Source organism: Streptomyces sp. NPDC097107 (assembly GCF_044762405.1).
In the GTDB taxonomy this organism is placed as follows: domain Bacteria; phylum Actinomycetota; class Actinomycetes; order Streptomycetales; family Streptomycetaceae; genus Streptomyces; species Streptomyces thinghirensis.
In genome coordinates this window covers 78,235-95,212 of the sequence record NZ_JBIWEF010000003.1, presented here as the reverse complement: position 1 = coordinate 95,212, position 16,978 = coordinate 78,235, and the positions used below count along the sequence as shown (strand labels likewise).

Here is a 16,978-nt window from a genome sequence, read left to right as displayed (position 1 = left end):
CAGGCCTGGTCAGGCCCGGGTCCAGCGTTGGTTGTCGCCGTTCGAGCAGGAGTGAAGCTGGATCAGGGTGCCGTTGGCGGTGGCGCCCCCGACGGCGTCGAGGCAGAGGCCGGACTGGACGCCGACGATGGATCCGTCGGAGCCGAGGCGCCACTTCTGGTTGTCGCCGCCCCAGCAGCTGTAGATCTGCACCTTGGCGCCGTTGCCGGTGCCGGCGGCGTCCAGGCACTTGCCGCCGTAGACCTTGAGCTCACCGGCGTCGGTGTACGTCCACTGCTGGTTGGTGCCGTTGTGGCAGTCCCACAGCTGGACCTGGGTGCCGTCGGTGGTGCTGCTGCCGGGCGTGTCCAGGCAACGGCCCGAACCGACGCCCTTGATCGTTCCGCCGTCCGCGGGCGGTGTGGTGGAGCCGCCGTTGAGTGCGTTGAGGACGGCGGTGTAGGCGGGCTTCTTGCTGCCGTCGTTGTTGAACAGCAGCGGTGTGTGCTCCGATCGCCAGGAGTCGCTGTCGCGCACACCCCAGACGGTGACACCGAGGCAGCGCGAGACGGCCAGGCAGTCGTTTACCACGTTGGCGTAGGTCGAGGCGGAGGCACCCTGGATGTCGAGTTCGGTGACGGCCACGTCGACGCCGAGGGCGGCGAAGTTCTGCAGGGTGGTACGGAAGTTGCTGTTGTATGGGCTGCCACTGTTGAAGTGCGCCTGGAAGCCGACGCAGTCGATCGGCACGCCGCGCTGCTTGAAGTCCCGGACCATGGCATACATGGCCTGGGTCTTGGCCCAGGTCCAGTTCTCGACGTTGTAGTCGTTGTAGCAGAGCTTGGCGGACGGGTCGGCGGCGCGCGCGGCGCGGAAGGCGACCTCGATCCAGTCGTTGCCGGAGCGCTGCAGGTTGGAGTCTCGTCGGGCTCCCGAACTTCCGTCGGCGAAGGCCTCGTTCACGACGTCCCACTGCGCGATCTTGCCCTTGTAGTGGCCCATCACGCCGTTGATGTGGTCGATCATCGCCTGGCGCAGCGCGCCGCCGCTGAGGCTCTGCATCCAGCCGGGCTGCTGGGAGTGCCACGCCAGGGTGTGGCCGCGCACCTCCTTGCCGTTCTGCACCGCCCAGTTGTAGACGCGGTCTGCGGCCGTGAAGTTGAACTGGCCCCGCTGCGGTTCGGTGGCGTCGATCTTCATCTCGTTCTCAGCCGTCACCGAGTCGAACTCACGGCCCGCGATCGTCGCGTACGTCGAGTCGCTCAGCCTGTTCGCGGCGATGGCGACGCCGAAGTAGCGGCCGCTCTGCGCCGCCGCGGCACCGAGCGTGCTCTCGGCGGCCTGAGCGGGTGGCGGCGCGACCAGTGCGGCGACCACACCCAGGACGCCGGCGACCAACGCCAGTAGCAGAACGCGGACTTTGCGCCGGACAACGGGTCCGGGAAGGGCATACGAGCCCATGGCTGTGCCTCCAAGGCGGGAATGGCGGGAATGGCGGGAATGGCGGGATATCACCGGACACCGTGGTCATGGGATCCGGGAGGATCTCAATCGGCACGGACGGGGCCGGTCGGCCGCCGAGTGGCGTACGCCGGGCGGCAGCGGTCTTTCGACACAGGCACGGGTGTACTCCATAGCGGCTCAGCCGGGAGGCCGTCACGCGGCGTCGCATCCCTCTCCGTCTGCACGGAGAGTCAGGATGTGTCGGTGCGAGCCTCACCGGGACGAAATGCGGGGGTGGCGCAGGCGCTTCGGCGCGCGGATCGGTCGGGCAGCTGTGCACGGATCTCCATACGGCACAGTCCACCCAGGACCCGCATCGTTCGACATCTCGGCACCCGGTCGGGTTACCAGACAGATAATTGGGGGTTGATGGTGACTCGTCAATCCTCCGCGGCAGAAAAATTTCTGTTTGGGTACCGAAACTTTCGATGAGCTCCGTCAAGACAGGTGGGATGCCTGGCCGGCGCGCCACATCCCGAATTACCTGGTGGCCTGCAGTCGACGCAAGCCCTCGCCCCACTCCGAGGGAAGAGTTGTTTGCGGACAGATCGGTGACAGACCTTGACCGGAGAGCCCTGCCTTCCTAACTTGTGGCGTCGCAGACCCGAAATCGTATCGAAACTTTCGAACCCCCCTGTGCCAGGCCCGCCTTCCAAGGAGGCCCTCTGATGTGGCTTCGCCACCCGTCCCCGGTCCGCCCAAGACGCCTGTTCGGCGTCCTTACGCCCTTGCTGCTGGTGGCCGCCTTCCTCGGTGCCCGGCCCGCCGAGGCCGCGACCATAGACCCCAACGCCTCGTACGTGCTGGTCAACCGCAACAGCGGCAAGGCCCTGGACGTCTACAACATGGCGACCGACGACGGCGCCCGCATCACCCAGTGGACCAGGAACGAGCAGCGCCAGCAGCAGTGGCAGTTCGTCGATTCCGGAGACGGCTACTACCGCATCAAGTCCCGCCACTCGGGCAAGGTACTGGACGTCTACAACTGGTCCACCGCGAACGGCGGCTCGATCGTCCAGTGGACCGACCTGAACGGAACCAACCAGCAGTGGCGGCTGGCCGACAGTTCGGACGGCTACGTGAGGCTCGTCTCGCGCCACAGCAACAAGGCCCTCGAAGTACAGGGCGCCTCCAACGCCGACAACGCGAACATCGTCCAGTACGACGACTGGGGCGGCACCAACCAGCAGTGGCAGCTCGTCAAGGTCGGCGCCGACACGCCTGGCTCGTGTGATCTCCCGTCGGCCTACCGCTGGACGTCGACGGGCGCGCTGGCGCAGCCCAAGCAGGGGTGGATCTCGCTCAAGGACTTCACCGTCGCCCCCCACAACGGCAGACAACTCGTCTACGCCACCACGCACGACACGGGGACGAGGTGGGGTTCGATGAACTTCGGCCCGTTCACCAACTGGTCGGAGATGGCCTCGACGAGCCAGAACACGATGTCGGCCTCCACCGTCGCACCCACGCTCTTCTACTTCGCGCCGAAGAACATCTGGGTGCTCGCCTACCAGTGGGGCGGGACCGCCTTCTCCTACCGGACGTCGAGCGATCCCACCAACCCGAATGGCTGGTCGTCCGAGCAGGTGCTCTTCTCCGGAAGCATCTCCGGCTCCGGAACGGGCCCCATCGACCAGACACTCATCGGTGACGGCACGAACATGTACCTGTTCTTCGCCGGCGACAACGGCAAGATCTACCGGGCGGACATGCCGATCGGGAACTTCCCGGGCAGCTTCGGCTCGACCTCGACGGTGATCATGAGCGATACGACGAACAACCTGTTCGAAGCCCCGCAGGTCTACAAACTGCAGGGCCAGAACCGCTACCTCATGATCGTCGAGGCGATCGGCTCGCAGGGCCGGTACTTCCGCTCGTTCACCGCCACCAGCCTGAACGGCTCCTGGACACCTCAGGCCGCGACCGAGAGCAACCCCTTCGCCGGCAAGGCCAACAGTGGCGCCACCTGGACGAACGACATCAGCCACGGCGAACTGCTCCGCACCAGCGCCGATCAGACCATGACCGTCGATCCCTGCAATCTGCAGTTGCTCTACCAGGGCCGCAGCCCCAACTCCGGCGGTGACTACGGCCTCCTGCCCTACCGTCCGGGTCTGCTGACCCTGCAGCGCTGACGGCAGGACGCGAATCCGGCTCGGGTCAGCGCCGAACTCCCCCGCGAGGCGCTTGCGGTTCAGTGCCTGTCCCACGCCTGCTCGCCACGGGGCACGGGGCACGGGGCAGGCGCAGGACGAGCGCCGCCCGGTTCGGACATCGCGCAGAGGGCCCGGTACTGCGGGCGTGGCCGTCCCCGCGAAGGAGGCGGGGGCGGCCACACGGCGCGCAGGTGGCGTCAGCCGCGCCAGGTGTCGTTGAGGGTGACCCTGGTGGAGGTGACGTTCGCGGTGCGGTTGGCGCCGCTTTCCCAGGTCACGTTCCCTGCCGCGTCCTTGCGGACGTACTTGTACTCGAAGGACGTGCCCTCGGGGAGCGCCACGTCCAGTTTCCACACCGGATAGGCGGCCGGGTCGAGCTTGAGGGCGCTGCCCGGGTTCCAGTCGCCCAGTTCCGGCCGGTCGCCGGTCACGTAGATGTTCTGGCCCGGGTCGGTGGAGGCGTTGACGGCGAAGGACACGCCGGAGGTCACCGGGTCGGGACCGGGAGCGGTGCCACCGTCGCAGTTCCGGGCGTTGACGTGCAGGGCCACGGCCGTGTGGGCGCCGAGGGTGGCGGTGAACCGGCCGGATCCGTCGACGGTGACGCCCTTGCCGGACTGGACGTCGCAGTAGTCACCGGCGGGCAGCGACGTCTGGAACGTGCGGGTCAGCGAGGAGCCCTCGTGGTTGATGGCGACGTACGCCTTCGAGCCGCGCCCGAAGGCGATCCGGTCGCCGCCGTTGTCCCACCAGTCGGTCACCGACTGGCCGCGGGCGGTGTTGCGGAAGCCGACCATGGAGGAGATCTCGCGCCAGGCGTGCTGGCACTTCCAGCCGTCGCTGTAGCAGGCGTTCACCTGGCCGCCGTTCGGCGGGCCCGCGTCGCGGTCGGTGAACTCGTAGCCGGAGTGGACGTCGGGGTTGCCGTACGGCCAGGCCAGCATGAAGACGTGGGCCAGGGTGTAGTCGGCACCGTCCTGGTAGCTGAGGGTCTCGCCGTTGCGTTCGGTGTCGTGGTTGGCGACGAAGACGTTGGACTTGTCCGAGGGCATGTGGCCCCAGGACTCGCCGAAGTTCTTCAGGTACGCGAGGTTCTCGCTGTTGAAGACGCGCTTGAGGTCGCGTCCGTAGCGGAACTCCTGCACGTCGCCGCTGCCGAGGTACTCGGTCGGGGACACCGCCTCGCCGGCGCCGTGGATGGCCTCGTGCTTCCAGTACACGTTCGGGTCGCTGAGGCGGGCCTTGATGTCGGCCAGGTCGGCGGCGGCCATGTGCTTGGCCGCGTCGATCCGGAAGCCGTCGACGCCGAGTGACAGCAGGTCGTTGAGGTAGCCGGCGATCCGGCCCCGGACGTAGTCCTCGCCGGTGTCCAGGTCCGCGAGCCCGACCAGTTCGCACTCCTGGACGTTGAAGCGGTTGCGGTAGTCGCTGACCTGCGAGGTGCAGTTGTCGAAGTCGGGCGCCGAGTAGGTGCCCGGATAGTTGTACTTGGTGTACGACGAGCCGCCGGTTCCGGTGCCGTTCCCGGCCGACATGTGGTTGATGACCGAGTCGGCGACGACCTTCACACCCGCCGCGTGACACGTGTCGACCATGCTCTTGAACTGTCCGCGGTCGCCGAGACGGCCTGCGATCCTGTAGCTGACGGGCTGGTAGGAGGTCCACCACTGCCCGCCCTGGATGTGCTCCTGCGGCGGGGAGACCTGGACGAAGCCGTAGCCGGCCGGGCCGAGGGTGTCGGCGCACGCCTTGGCGACCGAGCTGAACTTCCATTCGAACATCACCGCGGTGACGTCCTTGTCGCCGGGCGGCGAAGCCTGCGCCGGTACCGCGGTGGTGAGGAGGCCACCGGCCACGCCGGCGGTGAGTGCGAGCGCTGCGGCGGTGCCTCTTCGCGCTCTGCTGGTGCTCCCGTGCATGGGGTCTCCCGTGTGAGGATGCGGGTGTCCTGAATGCCGTTCGATGGCTGACTGGGGAGTCGGCGCACTCTTGCAATACGTTGCTGCAAGATGACTGCAAGGTGTTGCGGACGTGACCGTAAAGGCACTGTTCGGTGCCGGTCAAGCCTTCGGACGAGGCCGGCTCCGGGACATGACGTGGCGTCATTTCTGCAAATTTCCGCATCCACTTGCAGCGGGAGAACGGTCGCGCCCGACCCCGCCGGAACCCGATCCACCTGGTGGAGCGTCCTGACGAGCGAGGACGAGTGGACGGGAACGATGGTCGAACGAACGGAAGCGCGGGCCAGGTCGGTCTGGGAGCGGGGGCGAGTGATCGCCGGGGCGGCGGTGCTGACGGCCGCCCTGCTGATGCTCCACGGGCTGGTTCCCAACGCGGTGGGCGGGCTGGGCAGTCTGCTGGAATCGTTCCTGCCGTGGCTCGGCCTGGTGATCGTGGTGCTGCTCCTCCTCGCGCTGCTGCGCCGTTCGGCCGTCGCGCTGGTGGCGCTGCTCCTGCCGCTGGCGGCCTGGACGTATCTCTTCGGCGGCCTGCTCCTGCCCGCGCCGGAGCCCGGCGCCGCCGACCTGGTCGTGGTGCAGCACAACGTCAGCGACGAGAACTCCGACCCCGCGGGCACGGCTCGTGCGCTGACCGGCGCCGGGCCCGATCTCATCGCGCTCCAGGAGCTGGTGCCGCCGGCACTCGATGTGTACGAGAAGGCCCTCGCCCCGGACTACCCGTACCGGACGGTGCAGGGCACGGTCGGACTCTGGTCGAAGCATCCGCTCACCGGTGCCCGGCCGCTCGACATCAAGCCCCGGGGCATCACGGACGAGTGGAACCGCGGCCTGCGGGCCTCGGTGCGCGCGCCGCACGGCGAGATCGCCGTGTACGTCGCGCACCTGCCCTCGGTCCGCGTCGGGGTGAGCGGCCTCGCGTCGTCCTGGCGGGACGAGAGCGCCGGCCTGCTGGGGGACGCCGTCGCGGCCGAGCGGCTGAGCCGGGTCGTCCTGCTGGGCGACCTCAACGGCACGGTCGACGACCGCGCGCTGGTTCCGCTGACGACGCGCCTGAACGCGGCCGAGCGGGGCGTCGCCCTGAGTTTCCCCGCCGCCTTCCCGGTGGCCCGGATCGACCAGGTCATGGCCCGATCCGCGACCGTCGGCCACATCCGCACCCTTCCCGCCACCGGGAGCGATCACCTTCCGGTTGCCGCCCGGGTCAGGATGGACTGAACGGGCATACGCTTATCATTTGCCGCAAAACCCCCAATACGCCCGGAGAGCAAGCCGCTTACGGAGTTTGCGTTAGCCTTTCGCTGTGACGCGACGACTTGCTCAGGTGGCCAAGAAGGTTGGGGTCAGCGAGGCCACGGTCAGCCGGGTGCTCAACGACAAACCGGGGGTCTCGGAGGCGACCCGGCAGTCCGTGCTGAGCGCGTTGGACGTCCTGGGGTACGAGCGGCCGACGCAGTTGCGGGGTGAGCGTGCGCGGCTGGTGGGACTGGTACTGCCGGAGTTGCAGAACCCGATCTTTCCCGCGTTCGCCGAGGTCATCGGCGGTGCCCTGGCCCAGCAGGGGCTGACGCCGGTGCTGTGCACCCAGACCAAGGGCGGCGTCTCCGAGGCCGACTACGTCGAGCTGCTGTTGCAGCAGCAGGTGTCGGGGGTCGTCTTCGCGGGCGGGCTGTTCGCTCAGGCCGACGCCCCGCACGACCACTACCGGCTGCTCGCCGAGCGCAACATCCCCGTCGTGCTCATCAACGCCTCCATCGCGGACCTCGACTTTCCCTGCGTCGCCTGCGACGACGCCGTGGCCGTCGAGCAGTCCTGGCGACACCTCGCGTCCCTGGGCCACGAGCGCATCGGCCTGGTGCTCGGCCCCTCCGACCACATCCCCTCCCGCAGGAAACTGGCCGCCGCACAGGACGCCGCACAGGCCATGAACGCCGAGCTGCGCGAGGAGTTCGTCGAACGGGCCATGTTCTCCCTGGAGGGCGGCCAGGCAGCCGCCTCACGCCTGCTCGAACGCGGAGTCACCGGCATCATCTGTGCCAGCGACCCCCTCGCCCTCGGCGCCGTCCGCGCCGCCCGCCGACGCGGACTCCACGTACCCCGCGACATCTCCGTCGTCGGCTACGACGACTCCGCCTTCATGACCTGCACCGAACCCCCGCTCACCACCGTCCGCCAACCCATCGAAGCGATGGGACGCGCCGCCGTCGACCTCCTCTGCGCCCAGATCCAAGGCACCGAAGTCCCCCACAGGGAGCTGCTCTTCGAACCCGAACTCGTCGTCCGCGGCTCCACCGCACAGGCATCCGCCAAGTAACCGCTTGCAAATGTCTTCGACAAGTTGTCGAGCAATTACGCAATCCGCACGAGATATTACGTCCATTTGGGCGCGCGGTGGTTGAGTGAGCGGCGCACCACACACATCGGCGGTGGGGCGCCTTCCACGTCAGTGGTACCTCCGTCTCTTCACCCCGCCGGTCGGCGCGCGCCGCGGACCGCCAGGACGCCGGCCCGGCGTCGACGCTCACGCTCCACCGCGAGGCGCCGCGCCCGCGGCGCTCCACGGACGGTTTCGGTGACGGCTTCCTCGACCGGCTGCCGGCACCGGACGACGGGCTGCCGCGGGACACGGCGGTGCGGCTGCGCGTCCGGGGCCAACGAGGCGGCCTCCTCGTCCGGTGGGCGGACCGATCGAGGCGCCGCCGTCGCCGGTCGCCCCGAGGCAGGGCAGAATCGGGGCAGGAGGCCGTGGGAGGAGGCGACGCGTGCGGGAACGACCGTGGCAGCGCGGGCTGCGCCGCCCTCGGAACCCCCTCGTCGGCGGGCGCCGCATCCTGCGGGGCACGCTGCGGCCGATGACGGAGGCTCTGGGCGCGCGGCGCCGGCTGGCCTGGCTGAACGAGGCCGGCCTGCGGATCGGAACCACGCTGGACCTGCGGCGCACTGCGGAGGAGCTGGCCGCGTTCACCGTGCCGGAGCTGGCCGACGGCTCCGCGGTGGACCTGCTGGACACCGTGCTGCGGTTCCAGGAGGGTGACCGCGTCCGCGGGACGGAGCCCCCGCAGCTCAGGGCCATGGCGGTGTCGGAGATCGACGGTCTGGACCTCGCGCCGGACCCGGTGGGCGAACTGTCCGTGCGCACCGCCGACCGGCTCGGGCTCAGGTGCCTGATCTCCCGCGAACCGGTGCTGCTCGCCCGGATGACGCGCTCGGACTTCGCCGTCGTCGCTCCCACGCCCGAGTCGGCCGACATCATGCGTCGCGCGGGAGTCCACTCCTATCTGGTGGTTCCGCTGGTGGCCCGCGGCGTGCTGCTGGGTCTCGCCGACTTCGTCCGGGCGGGGAGCCGGGCGCCGTTCACCCAGGCCGACGTCGCGCTGGCCATGGAACTGGCGTCCAAGGCGGCCGTGTACATCGACAACGCCCGGCTCTACGGGCGCGAGCGCGAACACGTGGTCACGCTGCAGCGGGCCCTGCTCCCCCGCTCCAGCCCGAGTACGCCCGGCCTCGAGGTGTCCTCGTGCTACGACCCGGCCGGTGATCCGGCCGCCGTGGGCGGCGACTGGTTCGACGTCGTCGCGCTACCCAGCGGCCGTACCGCGCTGATGGTGGGCGACGTGATGGGACGCGGCCTGGCAGCCGCCGCGACCATGGGCCGGCTGCGCACCGTGGCCCGGACCCTGATGGCGCTCGACATCGCGCCCGAGCGGCTGCTGGCCCGGCTGGACCTGGCCGCCCGCGACCTGGAGGAGGACCAGGTCGCCACCTGTCTGTGCGCGGTCTACGACCCGTTCGGCAGCACCTTCCGCATCGCCAGCGCCGGTCACCCGCCGCCGGTGCTGACCGGTCCGGACGGCACCGCCTCGTTCCTGGACGTGCCCGCCGGGGCGCCGCTGGGAGCCGGGGTGATCCCGTACGACCCGGTCGACTGCCCCGTACCCGGGCAGAGCCGGCTGACGCTGTACACGGACGGCCTGATCAGGTCGCGCGCCGCGGGCCTCACCGGCCGGATGGAGCGGCTGCGTGAGGCGGTCGGCTACGGGGTGCCCGTGGACGGCTCGGTGTGCCGGGCGATCATCGAGCGGGTCGGCGGAGACCGGTCCGACGACGCGATCGTCCTGTTCGCCGGCGTACGGCCGCTCGGTGCGGAAGGCGATGTGTACGTGCGGACGCTGCCGCCGGACGGCAAGGCCGCCGGGCAGGCCCGGACCGCGGTGCGCGAACAGTTGCTGAAGTGGGGTCTGGACGACCTGGTCGACACGACGGAGCTGGTGGTCAGCGAGCTGGTCGGCAACGCCCTGCGGTACGGCAACGCCCCCGGTGAGCTGCGGCTCCTGCGGCACGAACGGCTGTCCGTGGAGGTCTCCGACTCCGGGCCCGACCTGCCGCAGATCCAGCACGCGGACGTGAGCGACGAGAGCGGGCGCGGTCTCCAGCTGATCAACATGCTGTGCCGGCGCTGGGGTTCGTGCCGCACGCCCGGGGGGAAGGTCGTCTGGGCCGAGCAGGACCTGCCCGTGCGTACCGGGGCGGCCGGCCCGGCGTAGCGCCGCCCGTACCGTCCCGGCCCGCACCGCCCGCTCCCGGGCGCTCACGCCGCCTGATTCGCCTTCTCCGTCGCCCGGCGCCCGAACTGGGTGCGGTGCAGCTGGGCGTAGCGGCCGCCGACGGCCAGGAGTTCGTCGTGGGTGCCGCGTTCCACGATGCGGCCGGCCTCGACCACCAGGATCTGGTCGGCCGCCCGGACCGTCGACAGCCGGTGCGCGATCACCACGGCGGTCCTGCCCTCCAATGCCTCCGCGAGGGCCTCCTGGACGGCCGCCTCGGAGGTGTTGTCGAGGTGGGCGGTGGCCTCGTCGAGGATGACGACGCGCTGGCGGGCCAGCAGCAGCCGGGCGATGGTCATGCGCTGGCGCTCACCGCCGGAGAGCCGGTAGCCGCGCTCGCCGACCACCGTGTCGAGGCCGTCGGGCAGGGACCGTACGAGGTCGACCAGGCGGGCGCGGTGCAGCGCGTCCCACAGCTCGGTGTCGGTGGCGCCGGGGCGGGCCAGCAGCAGGTTGGCGCGGACCGTGTCGTGGAAGAGGTGGCCGTCCTGGGTGACCATGCCGACGGTGTCGCGCAGTGACCTGGCGCCCAGGTCGCGGACGTCGACGCCGCCGACGCGGACGGTGCCGCCGTCGGCGTCGTACAGGCGCGGCAGCAGCTGGGCGATGGTCGACTTGCCGGCGCCGGAGGAGCCGACGAGCGCGATGGTCTGGCCCGGTTCGGCGCGGAAGGAGAGGCCGTGCAGCACCTCGTCGCCGCCCCGGGTGTCCAGGGAGGCGACCTCTTCGAGCGAGGCCAGGGAGACCTTGTCGGCGGACGGGTAGCCGAAGCGGACGTCGTCGAACTCGACGGCGACCGGGCCGTCGGGGACCGGGCGGGCGTCGGGCTTCTCGTCGATGAGCGGGGTCAGGTCCAGCACCTCGAAGACCCGCTCGAAGCTGACCAGGGCACTCATGACCTCCACGCGGGCCCCGGCCAGCGCGGTGAGCGGCGCGTACAGGCGGGTCAGCAGCAGCGCCAGCGCCACGACGTCGCCCGGGTTCAGGGTGCCGCGCAGGGCGAACCAGCCGCCGAGGCCGTAGACCAGGGCCAGGGCGAGGGCGGAGACCAGGGTGAGGGCGGTGATGAACGCCGCCTGGGCGGTGGCGGTGCGCACGCCGATGTCGGCGACGCGGCGGGCGCGGTCGGCGAACTCGGCCGACTCGTCCTCGGGGCGGCCGAACAGCTTGATCAGCGTGGCGCCGGGGGCCGAGAAGCGCTCGGTCATCCGGGTGCCCATGGCGGCGTTCAGGGTGGCGGCCTCGCGCTGCATGCGGGCCATGCGGCGGCCCATGCGCCGGGCCGGGAACACGAACACCGGCAGCAGCACCAGCGCGAGCAGGGTGATCTGCCACGACAGGGTGAGCATGACGACCAGGGTGAGCAGCAGCGTGACCAGGTTGCTCACCACCCCGGACAGCGTGTTGCTGAAAGCCCGTTGTGCGCCGATGACGTCGTTGTTGAGACGGGAGACCAGTGCTCCCGTACGAGTACGTGTGAAGAACGCGACCGGCATGCGCTGCACATGATCGAACACAGCCGTGCGCAGATCGAGGATGAGTCCCTCCCCGAGCCTCGCCGAAAGCCTCCGGGAGAGGATGCCGAGCACCGCCTCGGCGACCGCGATGAGCGCGATCAGCAGGGCGAGGCGTACGACCGCGCTCTCGTCGTCGCCCGACACGATCGCGTTGACGACGTGGCCGGCCAGGACGGGCGTGGCGACGGCGAGCAGCGCCGTCACCACCCCGAGCAGGACGAACCGGGCGATGCGGCGGCGGTGTGGGCGGGCGAACGCGCCGATGCGGCGCAGCGTCGCGCGGGCGAGGGGTCGGCGCTCCTGCTCGGCGTTCATGACGCTGTGCAGTTGGGTCCAGGCTGTGCTCTCCATGCTCATGCGAGTGACGGTAGAACCTCAATCTTCCTTGAGGTCAACAGCCTGGGGGTGGACCGGCCGCCTGCCGTCCGTAAGACGTCGTCCGCGCGTCGGTCATCCGTAGTTGGCGCCGTACCGGGAATCTCTTGTGGTGTGACAGCGGTACAACTCCCCGAGAAGCCCGTCCCCGGCTTCGCCCCCGTCCGCCGCAACAGCCGCGCCCGCCTGGTCCGGCGGGTCTTCTGCGTGCTTCCGTTGCTGCTGGTCACCGTGGTCGCGGTGCGGCACCGGTCCGTGCTCGCCGAAGGCTTCGGCCATCTCGCCACCGCCCGGTGGCCCTGGTTGCTGGCCGCGGCCTGCGCGACCTGTCTGACCTGGGTCGCCGCGGCCTGCACCCGGCAGGGCGCCGTGGTGGAGCGGCTGCCGCGGCGGCGGCTGCTCGCCGCGCAGTTCGCGGCGGGCGCGGCCAACCACCTGCTGCCGACGGGGCTGGGCGCGAGCGCGGTCAACCTGCGGTTCATGGCGGTGTGCGGGCTGCCGCTCGCCCGTTCCTCGGCCGCTCTCGCCCTGTATCTGCTGGCGGAGAGCGTGGGCCGCCTCGCCCTGCTGGGCGCCCTGCTGATCGCGTTCCCCGACGCGCTGCGGCTCGGCACCCTGCTGCCCGAGGGGTCCGTGGGTCCGCTGCTGATCGTCGCGGGCGCGGTGCCGGTGGTGGCGGCGGGCGTACTCGCGCTGGCGCCACGGCTGCGCGGGGCGCTGGTCTCCTTCCTGCGAACGGCGCTCGGCGAGGCCCGCTCGGTGCACGCCCTCCCGGCGCGGGCACTGGCGCTGTGGGGCGGCGCGCTCGCCTTCCCCGCGCTCCAGGCGGCGGTGCTGGTGCTGGTGGGTGAGTCGCTGGGGCTGCCGGTGCCGGCCGCGCACATGGCGGTGGCGTATCTGGCGGCGACGGTCGCGGTCGCACTGGTGCCCACCCCGGGCGGGATCGGTTCGTTGGAGGCGGCGCTGGTCGTGGCGCTGGTGGCGGCGGGTGGCCCGGCGGCGGTGGCCACGGCGGTGGTACTCGCGTTCCGGCTCATGACCGTCTGGCTGCCGCTGCTGCCCGGGGCGCTGACGTTGGCGGCGCTGGTACGGATGAAGGTGATCTGAGGCCGAAACACCGCTCCTCGCACCTCGGCGCGGTACCGACCACCACGCGCGATACGGCAGGATGAACGCTCGCGCCGGTCGAACTCTCTTGCGGACCGGCGCGATTCGCGCATCCGGGATCCAGCAGGTATCGAGCAGGTGACTACGTGACGAGATTTCACATCCGGCCGTCGGCGAAGGACTTCGCCGCGGCCATGCCCCATGGAGGTGGCCGGTGGTGACGGACGACCTGGCCATGGACCACCTGGTGCCCGCCGGCATCGCGCTGGCGGCGGGCCTGCTGGGGGCGTTCCTGCTGCGCATGGTGCTGCGCTGGCTGGCCGGACACGCCGGGCGCACCCGCTGGAGCGGCGACGACGTCATGGTGGCCGCGCTGCGCACGGTGGCGCCGTGGGCGGCGGTCGCGGGCGGCGTGGCGGGCGCGGCGGCGGCACTGCCGCTGACCCGGACGGTGCAGCACAATGTCAACCAGGTGCTGACGGTCCTGCTGATCTTCGTAGCGACGGTGACGTCGGCCCGGGTGGTCGCCGGTCTGGTGCGATCGGTGACCCTGTCCCGTTCCGGGGTCGCCGGATCGGCCACGATCTTCGTCAACATCACCCGCATCCTGGTGCTGGCCATCGGCTTCCTGGTGATGCTGCAGTCCTTGGGCATCTCCATAGCGCCGCTGCTCACCGCCCTGGGCGTCGGTGGTCTGGCGGTCGCGCTGGCCCTGCAGGACACGCTGGCCAACCTCTTCGCGGGCGTGCACATCCTGGCGTCGAAGACCGTGCAGCCGGGTGACTACATCCAGCTCAGCAGCGGCGAGGACGGCTATGTCGAGGACATCAACTGGCGGCAGACCACGGTCCGCGACCTGTCCAACAACCTGGTCGTCATCCCGAACGGCAAGCTCGCGCAGTCGAACATGACCAACTTCATGCGGCCGGAGCAGCAGCTGACCATCATGGTCCAGGCCGGCGTCTCCTACGACAGTGACCTGGAGCACGTGGAGCGGGTGACGACGGAGGTGGTCGCCGAGGTGATGACCGAGATCGCCGGCGCGGTGCCGGAGCACGAGCCGGCGGTGCGGTTCCACACGTTCGGCGACTCGCGGATCGGTTTCACGGTGATCCTGGGCGTCGGCGAGTTCAGCGACCAGTACCGGATCAAGCACGAGTTCGTCAAGCGCCTGCACAAGCGCTACCGCCAGGAGGGCATCCGCATTCCGGCGCCCGCCCGAACGGTCGCGCTCCAGCAGGGGACCGTGGTGTTTCCGCAGCAGCGGGCGGGCGAGGACGTCGTTCCGTTCGCCTGATCATCCACCGGCCCGCTCGCGTGTTCGCTCACGGGTTCGACATGGGTCGTGCGGCCGGTTGGCCGGAATCTCCGCACGGCCCCTGTCGAGCCCGGGGCGATCACGAGATATCTTGATGTCGAGCAATGTTGCAGACGTGGAGCGGAGCACCCGGTGACTGACTCGACCATCATCTATACACACACTGACGAGGCCCCGGCCCTGGCGACGTATTCGTTCCTGCCGGTGGTCCGGGCGTACGCCTCGCAGGCGGGTGTCGCGGTCGAGACCCGCGACATCTCGCTGGCCGGCCGCATCATCGCCCTGTTCCCGGAGTACCTGACCGAGGACCAGCGCATCCCGGACGCCCTGGCGGAGCTCGGTGAGCTGGCCAAGACGCCCGCCGCCAACATCATCAAGCTGCCGAACATCTCGGCGTCCATCCCCCAGCTCAAGGCCGCCATCGCCGAGCTGCAGGGCCAGGGCTACGCGCTGCCGGCCTACCCGGACGACCCGAAGACCGACGAGGAGCGCGACATCCGCGCCCGCTACGACAAGGTCAAGGGCTCCGCCGTCAACCCGGTCCTGCGCGAGGGCAACTCCGACCGCCGCGCCCCGGCCTCGGTGAAGAACTACGCCAAGACCCACCCGCACCGCATGGGCGCCTGGACCGGCGAGTCCAGGACCAACGTGGCGACCATGGGTGAGAACGACTTCCGCTCCACGGAGAAGTCCGTGGTGATCGCCGAGGACGGCGCGCTGCGGATCGAACTGGTCGGCGACGACGGCACCACCACGGTGCTGCGCGAGTCCGTGCCCGTGAAGAAGGACGAGGTCGTCGACGCCTCCGTGCTGCGCGTCGCCGCGCTGCGCGAGTTCCTCACGGCCCAGGTCGCCCGCGCCAAGTCCGAGGGCATCCTGTACTCCGTGCACCTGAAGGCCACGATGATGAAGGTCTCCGACCCGATCATCTTCGGCCACGTGGTCCGCGCCTTCTTCCCGAAGACCTTCGCCCAGTACGGCGAGGCCCTCGCCAAGGCCGGCCTCACCCCGAACGACGGCCTGGGCGGCATCTACAAGGGCCTGGAGTCCCTGCCCGAGGGCGCCGAGATCGAGGCCTCCTTCGACGCCGAGCTCGCCGAGGGCCCCGAGCTCGCGATGGTCGACTCCGACAAGGGCATCAGCAACCTGCACGTGCCCTCCGACGTCATCATCGACGCCTCCATGCCGGCCATGATCCGCTCCTCCGGCCACATGTGGGGCCCGGACGGCCAGGAGCACGACGCCCTCGCCGTCATCCCGGACTCCTCCTACGCCGGCGTGTACCAGGCCGTCATCGAGGACTGCCGCGCCAACGGCGCCTACGACCCCTCCACCATGGGCTCGGTGCCGAACGTCGGCCTCATGGCGCAGAAGGCCGAGGAGTACGGCAGCCACGACAAGACCTTCGAGATCCCCACCACGGGCACCGTCCGGCTGGTCGACGCCGACGGCAACGCCGTCCTGGAGCAGGCGGTCTCCGCCGGCGACATCTTCCGCGCCTGCCAGACCAAGGACGCCCCGATCCGCGACTGGGTCAAGCTGGCCGTCACCCGCGCCCGCGCCACCGGCGACCCGGCCGTCTTCTGGCTCGACGAGGGCCGCGCCCACGACGCCAACCTGATCGCCAAGGTGAAGGCGTACCTGTCGGAGCACGACACCGAGGGCCTGGACATCAAGATCCTGTCCCCGGTGGAGGCGACCAAGCTGTCGGTGGAGCGCATCCGCCGCGGTGAGAACACCATCTCCGTCACCGGCAACGTGCTGCGCGACTACCTGACCGACCTCTTCCCGATCCTGGAGCTGGGCACCAGCGCCAAGATGCTGTCGGTCGTCCCGCTGATGGCGGGCGGCGGCCTCTTCGAGACCGGCGCCGGCGGCTCCGCGCCCAAGCACGTGCAGCAGCTGGTCAAGGAGGACTACCTGCGCTGGGACTCCCTCGGCGAGTTCTTCGCCCTGGTGCCGTCCCTGGAGCAGTACGCCGAGGTCACCGGCAACACCCGCGCCAAGGTCCTCGCCGACGCCCTCGACCGCGCCACGGCGACCTTCCTCAACGAGGACAAGTCCCCGACCCGGCGCATCGGCGGCATCGACAACCGCGGCAGCCACTTCTTCCTGTCCCTGTACTGGGCGCAGGAGCTGGCCAAGCAGACCGACGACGCGGACCTGGCCAAGGCCTTCGCCCCGCTCGCCGAGACGCTGTCCGCGAACGAGCAGAAGATCGTCGACGAGCTGAACGCCGTCCAGGGCAAGCCCGCCGAGATCGGCGGCTACTACCAGCCCGACCCGGCCAAGGCCGCCGGGATCATGCGCCCGTCGGCCACCTGGAACGAGGCGCTGGCGTCCCTCGCCTGATCCTCACCCGGCCCGAAGGCTGCGGCGCGCCCCGTCTCCGTTCGCGGAGGCGGGGTGCGCGTCTGTCTCGTCCCCGCGTCCTCGCCTCCCGTGTCCCCGCGTGCCCGCG

10 protein-coding genes are annotated in these 16,978 nt (G+C 70.3%); 7 read left to right on the top strand and 3 right to left on the bottom strand.

Translation table 11 applies throughout. The features are described from left to right. Positions 1-9: 9 nt before the first annotated feature. Complete coding sequence (locus ACIQ1J_RS07550; protein ID WP_403554982.1) at positions 10-1,440, bottom strand: endo-1,4-beta-xylanase; 1,431 nt, start codon at positions 1,438-1,440, stop codon at positions 10-12. A gap of 710 nt (positions 1,441-2,150) precedes the next feature. On the opposite strand from ACIQ1J_RS07550, the gene ACIQ1J_RS07545 reads away from it, so the two are divergent. Further along, positions 2,151-3,617: a non-reducing end alpha-L-arabinofuranosidase family hydrolase gene (locus tag ACIQ1J_RS07545; RefSeq protein WP_403554980.1), complete on the top strand. Its 1,467-nt coding sequence runs from the start codon at positions 2,151-2,153 to the stop codon at positions 3,615-3,617. A gap of 218 nt (positions 3,618-3,835) precedes the next feature. Here ACIQ1J_RS07545 and ACIQ1J_RS07540 read toward each other — a convergent pair whose 3' ends face one another. Continuing rightward, positions 3,836-5,557, bottom strand: a complete 1,722-nt coding sequence (locus ACIQ1J_RS07540) for a carbohydrate-binding module family 20 domain-containing protein (RefSeq protein WP_403554978.1) — start codon at positions 5,555-5,557, stop codon at positions 3,836-3,838. A gap of 300 nt (positions 5,558-5,857) precedes the next feature. Between ACIQ1J_RS07540 and ACIQ1J_RS07535 the strand changes: the two genes are divergently transcribed. The 3 genes from ACIQ1J_RS07535 to ACIQ1J_RS07525 all read left to right on the top strand — a co-directional run bounded on the left by ACIQ1J_RS07535 (position 5,858) and on the right by ACIQ1J_RS07525 (position 10,140). Further along, positions 5,858-6,814, top strand: coding sequence for an endonuclease/exonuclease/phosphatase family protein (locus ACIQ1J_RS07535; RefSeq protein ID WP_403554976.1), 957 nt, complete (start codon positions 5,858-5,860; stop codon positions 6,812-6,814). Positions 6,815-6,899: 85 nt separating this feature from the next. Continuing rightward, a complete protein-coding gene (locus ACIQ1J_RS07530) occupies positions 6,900-7,910 on the top strand; it encodes a LacI family DNA-binding transcriptional regulator (protein ID WP_403554974.1) in 1,011 nt (336 codons plus the stop codon). Between the two features lie 448 nt (positions 7,911-8,358). After that, complete coding sequence (locus ACIQ1J_RS07525; RefSeq protein WP_403554972.1) at positions 8,359-10,140, top strand: SpoIIE family protein phosphatase; 1,782 nt, start codon at positions 8,359-8,361, stop codon at positions 10,138-10,140. Between the two features lie 44 nt (positions 10,141-10,184). Here ACIQ1J_RS07525 and ACIQ1J_RS07520 read toward each other — a convergent pair whose 3' ends face one another. Then, positions 10,185-12,068: an ABC transporter ATP-binding protein gene (locus ACIQ1J_RS07520; protein WP_210963356.1), complete on the bottom strand. Its 1,884-nt coding sequence runs from the start codon at positions 12,066-12,068 to the stop codon at positions 10,185-10,187. A gap of 231 nt (positions 12,069-12,299) precedes the next feature. Between ACIQ1J_RS07520 and ACIQ1J_RS07515 the strand changes: the two genes are divergently transcribed. The 3 genes from ACIQ1J_RS07515 to ACIQ1J_RS07505 all read left to right on the top strand — a co-directional run bounded on the left by ACIQ1J_RS07515 (position 12,300) and on the right by ACIQ1J_RS07505 (position 16,869). Then, positions 12,300-13,199, top strand: coding sequence for a lysylphosphatidylglycerol synthase domain-containing protein (locus ACIQ1J_RS07515; RefSeq protein WP_403555793.1), 900 nt, complete (start codon positions 12,300-12,302; stop codon positions 13,197-13,199). 235 nt (positions 13,200-13,434) lie between these two features. Further along, positions 13,435-14,496, top strand: a complete 1,062-nt coding sequence (locus tag ACIQ1J_RS07510) for a mechanosensitive ion channel family protein (protein ID WP_403555791.1) — start codon at positions 13,435-13,437, stop codon at positions 14,494-14,496. Between the two features lie 153 nt (positions 14,497-14,649). After that, positions 14,650-16,869 carry an NADP-dependent isocitrate dehydrogenase gene (locus ACIQ1J_RS07505; RefSeq protein WP_403554970.1) on the top strand — a complete coding sequence of 740 codons (2,220 nt, stop codon included), beginning with the start codon at positions 14,650-14,652 and terminating at the stop codon, positions 16,867-16,869. The last annotated feature ends 109 nt before the right edge of the window (positions 16,870-16,978 follow it).

Coding starts and splice junctions, on each gene's coding strand:
- ACIQ1J_RS07550 (WP_403554982.1), bottom strand. CDS start 1,440: ATGGGCTCGTATGCCCTTCCCGGACCCGTTGTCCGGCGCAAAGTCCGC.
- ACIQ1J_RS07545 (WP_403554980.1), top strand. CDS start 2,151: ATGTGGCTTCGCCACCCGTCCCCGGTCCGCCCAAGACGCCTGTTCGGC.
- ACIQ1J_RS07540 (WP_403554978.1), bottom strand. CDS start 5,557: ATGCACGGGAGCACCAGCAGAGCGCGAAGAGGCACCGCCGCAGCGCTC.
- ACIQ1J_RS07535 (WP_403554976.1), top strand. CDS start 5,858: ATGGTCGAACGAACGGAAGCGCGGGCCAGGTCGGTCTGGGAGCGGGGG.
- ACIQ1J_RS07520 (WP_210963356.1), bottom strand. CDS start 12,068: ATGGAGAGCACAGCCTGGACCCAACTGCACAGCGTCATGAACGCCGAG.
- ACIQ1J_RS07510 (WP_403555791.1), top strand. CDS start 13,435: ATGGACCACCTGGTGCCCGCCGGCATCGCGCTGGCGGCGGGCCTGCTG.